Origin of the sequence: Prevotella sp. TF12-30 (assembly GCF_003436715.1) — a bacterium.
GTDB classification, from domain to species: domain Bacteria; phylum Bacteroidota; class Bacteroidia; order Bacteroidales; family Bacteroidaceae; genus Prevotella; species Prevotella copri_A.
This window is the reverse complement of the sequence record NZ_QSQJ01000062.1, coordinates 4,195-10,648: the sequence shown is the minus strand read 5'-3', so window position 1 is coordinate 10,648 and position 6,454 is coordinate 4,195. Positions and strand designations below refer to the sequence as shown.

General features: G+C 40.0%; 7 protein-coding genes and 1 pseudogene. 3 read left to right on the top strand and 5 right to left on the bottom strand.

The window, feature by feature from the left end; all coding sequences use genetic code 11:
* Positions 1 to 562 (top strand): relaxase/mobilization nuclease domain-containing protein (locus DXD25_RS15340; RefSeq protein ID WP_148460946.1); only part of this gene is annotated, 562 nt, incomplete at its 5' end.
* Positions 563 to 597: 35 nt separating this feature from the next.
* A complete protein-coding gene (locus DXD25_RS15335) occupies positions 598 to 1,353 on the top strand; it encodes a hypothetical protein (protein WP_233522347.1) in 756 nt (251 codons plus the stop codon).
* A gap of 58 nt (positions 1,354 to 1,411) precedes the next feature.
* On the opposite strand, the gene DXD25_RS15330 is transcribed toward DXD25_RS15335, so the two are convergent.
* The 5 genes from DXD25_RS15330 to DXD25_RS15310 form a co-directional block, all read right to left on the bottom strand.
* Positions 1,412 to 1,816, bottom strand: a complete 405-nt coding sequence (locus DXD25_RS15330; protein WP_117664258.1) for a topoisomerase DNA-binding C4 zinc finger domain-containing protein — start codon at positions 1,814 to 1,816, stop codon at positions 1,412 to 1,414.
* 107 nt (positions 1,817 to 1,923) lie between these two features.
* Positions 1,924 to 3,282, bottom strand: coding sequence for an MATE family efflux transporter (locus DXD25_RS15325; RefSeq protein WP_117664262.1), 1,359 nt, complete (start codon positions 3,280 to 3,282; stop codon positions 1,924 to 1,926).
* Between the two features lie 96 nt (positions 3,283 to 3,378).
* Positions 3,379 to 4,227, bottom strand: coding sequence for an AraC family transcriptional regulator (locus DXD25_RS15320; protein ID WP_088528396.1), 849 nt, complete (start codon positions 4,225 to 4,227; stop codon positions 3,379 to 3,381).
* An 89-nt stretch (positions 4,228 to 4,316) separates the two neighbouring features.
* Positions 4,317 to 4,484, bottom strand: a complete 168-nt coding sequence (locus DXD25_RS15315; RefSeq protein WP_233522346.1) for a hypothetical protein — start codon at positions 4,482 to 4,484, stop codon at positions 4,317 to 4,319.
* Between the two features lie 122 nt (positions 4,485 to 4,606).
* Positions 4,607 to 5,569, bottom strand: a complete 963-nt coding sequence (locus DXD25_RS15310; RefSeq protein WP_117664257.1) for a broad-spectrum class A beta-lactamase CfxA6 — start codon at positions 5,567 to 5,569, stop codon at positions 4,607 to 4,609.
* Between the two features lie 140 nt (positions 5,570 to 5,709).
* Here DXD25_RS15310 and DXD25_RS15305 point away from each other — a divergent pair.
* Positions 5,710 to 6,132: pseudogene (locus DXD25_RS15305) on the top strand (IS1380 family transposase); the annotation flags it as partial.
* Positions 6,133 to 6,454: the final 322 nt, after the last annotated feature.

The window sequence follows — 6,454 nt, the reverse complement described above, 5'->3', positions numbered from 1 at the left end:
AGACAGGAATGATTACAGGCGTAATGAGCAGGTGACCAAGGCTCTAAAATCCAAGTATGGACTGACCTATGGAACGGACAAGAGTAAGACTAATACACGCAAGTTACGCAATGCCGAGCGAGCCAAATATGAGATTCATAATGCAATTAAGAGTGTATTGCGAACGGCAGGTAGTTGGCAGAAGTTCAAGAATGAACTTGCAAAACGAGGTGTTCTCTTGGAGTTAGTCTATAAGGACAAGGAGAGAAGAACCAAGGTGCAAGGTATCCGATTCTGTAAGGACGGATATAGCTTCAAGGGTACGCAGATTAGCCGAGAATACAGCTTTGGCAAGTTGGATGCGAGATTTGAGGGAACGGAGAACCTTTTATCAGCAAGAGCCAGCTCTGCTCAGCAATATGAGCAGGTGCCATCCATATCGGAGAGCAGCCAGGACCCTTGGGATGGTATTTCTTCCATTGGACTTTTTGCTCCAGCCAATGCTCAGACCTTTGAGCCATTCCCAGAGGATGAATCAGTCAAGAAGAAAAAGAAGAAACGCAGAAGAGGCTTTAGCCTTTGATGCAAGTTACAAACCATTCAAACAACATAAGAAAGATGAAAGAAGAAATGTTAGAAGCCATCTACGGCACAGTTGAGAGATTGGAGCAAAAAGTCGATGAACTTTCTGCCTCACCAAAGAATACAGAGGCGGAAAGCACTCCGGCCTCTGTAAGTGTTGATACTAGCAAACTTGAAAAAGCTATTCTTGCTATGGCTGTAAAAGAAGGGGATGCTATTGACAAATTGGTAAGATTAAGAGAAGCTATCTGCATTTTTACCGACCTTACCAAAAAAGAAGCAAGCAAAGATGAACAACGAAGTAAACTCTTGCTTGATACTGTTAATCAGGTGAAACAAGAGCTGAATGCCACATCAAAAATTGTGCAGGACAAACTTCACGCAATGGATAACACACCTCTGAAGAAAGTAGTGACTCATCGCTTCGAGCCAACTTCAAAGTCTGTTCTTCTTTTCATTGGTGGCTTGGCTCTATCTCTTGTTCTCTCCATTTGGGGCAATCTCACCCAATGGCGAGAGCATCAAGATTGGGAGGAGGCAGATTTGAAGTATCGGGCTTTGAAGATGGTGCTTCCATCCGATGACCCCAATGTTCGATACATCGAAAAGCATTTTTCTGTTTGCCGAGATGAGAAAGTTATAGATGATGTAAAAAATCGTGTTGCTGCCTACGAGGATTCTATTCGCCATCATCATGAAATGGTTGAAATGGCTACTTATAAAGATAGTATAGCCAATAAGCTTTTGCAAGAATCAAATCGCATAAAACGTGCTATGAAAAGCTCAAAATAAAGTTTCTGGAAACTAACTAAACTAAATGAGAGGGAAATAAACTTAATACATTCCCCTCTCATTTATTTAGTGTAAACTTGCATTTAGGATAGTTTGAACACCCATAAAAAGAGCCATATCTTCCTTTGCGTAAAACTAACTGACCACCACATTGCGGGCAAACGCCTTGCCTTATTAAACTCTTTGCTCTATATTGCCTGTCGTAAACATTGTGTTCGTGCTGTCTTATTTCTTCCTTGTCAGCTATTGTGTAATATCGTTGAATAGTATTGACAATTCTATCTACTTGTGTAGCATTTAGAATAATGTCATGATATTGGGATATTGCCCAATTTAAATTACATCTGTTTACAACTATATGGTTACTGACATGAACTTTCAACTCTGCTGAATTATTGAAAACAACAATCGGAATTAACGGAATTGAGGTTACTGGGGTAAGGGGATTTTGTGTCTGCGACATTTCTGTTGTGCAAGAAATATGTACAATAAAATGAATTTTGACGCTTTGCAAGCAAAATCCCACTAAACCCTATAGGTTGCGGATTTGAGGATCATATCTTTTATGGTTCAACATTGCAGATTCTCTGTTGTGAGATGTGATTTATGACCTATCTCCTTATGAATTCGGACAGCAAAGAACAGTGTCATTAAAGTTGCAAAGACGTCGGCAATAGGCTGTGCATAAAGCACTCCATTTAGTTCCCAATACGATGGAAGCAGCAATATTATAGGGATAAAAAACAAACCTTGCCGTCCGATGTTTAGCAGAAGACTTTGCCTTGCTCTTCCGATTGCCATATATAGTGTGGAATACACAAATTGGAATCCGAAAGTGAAGAACATAATCGTATTGGCTCTAAGCGCAATTCTTGCTATTTCCTGCATTGTTTCGTCTTTACCGAAACAACTGATGATAGGAGAGGTAAAAATGACTATAAGAATACTCCAGAGCACACAAAACGAGGTTGAGAGTATCAGAGAACAGCACACCGCTTCCCTTAATCTTTGAAAATTGCCTGCCCCGTAGTTATAGCCTGCCATAGGTTGGAGTCCTTTTACAAATCCGAAGACCACGTTTGTTCCCAATGTGACGATTTTCAGGACGATACCCACAGCCGCAACAGCCTCTGCCCCATATTTCACAGCGGCTTTCTGCAACAAACAGATGGAAAGGGTCTGGAGTAGTTGCAAAAAGAGCATAGAGATACCAATCTTAATGATGTCTGCGTATATTCTTATCGTGGGAGCGAACAAGGCAAGAGATACTTTTACCTCTGCTTTCGTAAGGAAACGGATGTAAATAGCTGTCGTGATGATTCTTGAATGAATAGTTGCCCATGCAGCACCTTCCACACCCCAATTGAAAGTGTATATAAACAAGGGGTCTAATGCAACATTAACGATAGAGCCGATGATCATTGCCGACGCTGATGTCTTCGACGCACCTTGTGAAACAATGATATTGGACATGGACACATTCAATGTCCCTATGACACAACTGATGATAAAAAGCCTGCCGTAGGATTCTGCCAAACTTATCATCTCCTCGTTTGCTCCCATGAAAAGTAGGATGTCCGGCAGGAACGCATTGCACACAAGGGCAATGAGAGCTGCCAACATCACAGAGGTTATCACTGAGACGGAAGCGACCTGACTTGCCTTGACAACCTGTTTCGCTCCCAACAGACGGGATATATACACTCCGCCTCCGACACCGAACATCAGTCCTATCCCAAGAAATAACAACGATATAGGGAAAACAACCGATACAGCGGCGACAGGAAGAGTTCCAAGACGTGCAACCCAAAAAGTATCTACCACATTGTATATTGCCATAATCAGCATTGCGATGACAATAGGTATCCCCAATTTTGTCAGGGCTTTCATCATACTTTCTTCTCGCAAAATATTCATAGCGTTGTTCATCATTATAATCCGTATTTTTTTAAGTGAATAAAGTTCGCTGCAAAGGTACGGTGAAATACAAGCTTTCACAATAGACGGACAACGGTAATGATAGCACTATTCGTGGTAAGTCCTTCTGAAGAGCGTGGGAGAAACGCCTGCAACCTTGGTAAACAGCCGTGTGAAGTAGGAGTAATCGTTAAAGCCTAAACTATGTGCAATCTCTTTGATGGAATCTGTAGTATAGACCAATTGACGTTTAGCCAACAAAATAATCTCGTTTTGGATATGGTGGCTCACACTTGTCCCCAGAACAGAATTTACAGCTTCATTCAGGTAGGCAACGGTAATGTTCAGCCGCCCGGCATAGAATGATGGCGAACGTTTGCTTCGGATATTGCTTTCCAACAAATCCCGAAATTCCCATACTATTTCCTTGTGTCTGGTCACTGTCCCCTGCAATTTGGATTGAGCTATCGTTGCATTTACAATGTTCTCCACGACTAATCCTACAATGACGGTGGTCAGTCGCTGAACGACTGCTTTGGCAGATGGATTTTCCATGCCACTCAGTTTGCAGTCAAGAAGTGATAATAATAGTTTCTGTTCCGATATGTCGGATAGTTGTATTTGAGGGCGACCGTATCTCTCAAGCGTTCGTTTTTCCTCCTTATCCACCAATACCGAGTCGATAACCAGAAATTTTGCAGAAAGATTGGAAGCGTCGATGATACGATGCACCTGCCCGGGTAGAATGATAGCCAGACTTCCTTTCCCGAAAGTGTATTCCTCGAAATCAATATTCAGACAGCATTGCCCACCCTCTATGAAGCCAAAGAAATAATAATCGTCGGTATGAGAAAAAGCGTATCTGTCTGAAGATGCCGATGTCCGAGAGATGACGGTCTTCAGATAGACTCCGAAATCTGAGAGTTGTGAACTTCTATGGATGGGTAACCGAGACATATACCTTAATTCCGCAACACTATAAATTTTAACTTTTATAATACCCTGAGCAACAAAAAGTTGCTCAGGATTTTGCCATGTCAGAAATTTCACTTATCATACCTCCCCATTTGGGTGAAATTTATCTTTCTTGGTATTACCATGAACAAAATTATCACCTCGATGAGTATTTTCTCGAAACTTTTTGTTATCTTTGCAGCTGAATCTTCAACTGCATCTTTAAAGATATCCATATATTGGTCAAGTCCTGTATTCATGTAATATTGTATTTGTCGTGATCTACAAAGTTACTGAAAATCAGCGACTTGACCAACTTTTTACAGTTAAGTTTTCATAAGCATTTCTTAATATAAGTTATTGATTTACAGACGATTAAATATTAATTTAACGCAGTATTGATTAATAAAGAATATACTACCGCTGATATATGCGCAACAAATTGTGACGCTTGTGATTCATTTCCCTTGAAATCCTTAACAAATACAGCTAAGGTATAGCAGACCTTATTAGGCAGACATATATAGGCTACATCATTCTGAGCTGCAAGAATACCATTTTCATTGACATTACCAGAACCTGTCTTATGTGCTATTACAACCCCTTCTTTATCAAGAAGTGGAGCTACTATCCTATCTATACCTGTTTTACATTCTTTCAATGCATTCTTAATGAAATCTTGTTTCTCATTACTGATAAGACTTTCTGTAAACAAACGATTCATCAACATTGCAGCACCAAGAGGAGATGTGTAATTAGAGTAAGCTTTGTCATGGTCAGCGGACATTTCCTCTTCTGTATAAGCTATCTGAAAACTCGAACGTGGTATGAGTTTCGCTATAAAACTGTCTGTTTGTGCAGTATTGAGCATATTCTTAAACATGATATTGCTTGCATTATTGTCGCTCTGGGAAAGAGTATAGCGCAACAGATCTCTTACTGTCAACGATATAACTGGTGCTGAATAATCTTTCATCATAGGGCTCCATGTCTTTGGATCAAGTTTTTCCCTATTTATCTTTACCAAGGTATCAAGGGAAAGGCCTTTTTTGTCAAAATCATTGCAAAGAGCTAATGCCTGATGAACCTTAAATACACTCATCATAGGATAAATGCTTTTATTATTAACACTAACCGTATCTGTGTTATTAATAATAACCGCCACACCAATTTCACCAGGACAAGCCGAGACAATCTGAGAAATGCTATCAGTCAAAACATCTGTTAATGGAGGATTCGCGCTACCTTTTGTAGCTGATTTATGGGACAATGAGAACACCAAGATGAAGATGCAAACTAAAGCTATACACAAAACTACGATTTGCTTTTTTCTGTTTTTTTTCATGTTCCTTAATTCCGCAACACTATAGTTTAATATTATTTATAAGTGCCTGAGCAACAAAAAGTTGCCAAGGATTTTGCCATGTCAGAATTTTCACTTACCTTAGTGTTGCGAAAAGAAGACAAGCAAAACTCTAATATGACATGGCAAAGATACAAATAAAATCCGAGAAACTCACTCCTTTTGGGGGATTTTTTTCTATTATGGAGCAATTTGATGCTCTTTTAGCTCAAACCATAGATTCCTCCTTGGGATTGAGATGCACTATGTTTGGTTATCAATATAGCGAGATTCTACGCTCTCTGATGTGCGTATATCTTTGTGGTGGCTCATGTATTGAGGATGTTACAACTCACTTGATGAAACATTTGTCTCTTCATCCAACTCTTCGCACTTGCAGCGCAGACACCATATTACGTGCTATCGAAGAACTGACTTTTAAGAGCATCACCTATAAGTCTGCTTCTGGCAAATCCTATGATTTCAATACTGCAGACAAGATGAACTGCTTACTGGTCAATGCCCTGCTTGCTACTGGTCAATTGAAATCCGGTCAAGAGTATGATTTTGGATTGCGTGCCACCAGCAGAATCAAGACCTTTGTTTTCAAGTTCATCTCTGTTCCTGCGAAATGGATTAAGACATCACGTAGGCATGTATTGAACATTTACTCAGACAACAATGCTTATGCCAACCTGTTCAAGACAGACTTTGGTTAAAGACCATGCTTTTCTGGTTAAACCAGCGTATTACCTCAAGTCGCTTTATGGAGTAAGGGGATTTTGTGTTTACGACGTTTCTGTTATGCCCAAGGAATATGTACAATAAAAGAATTTTTGTCGTTTTACAAGCAAAATCCCACTAAACCCTATAGGTTGCGGATTTGAG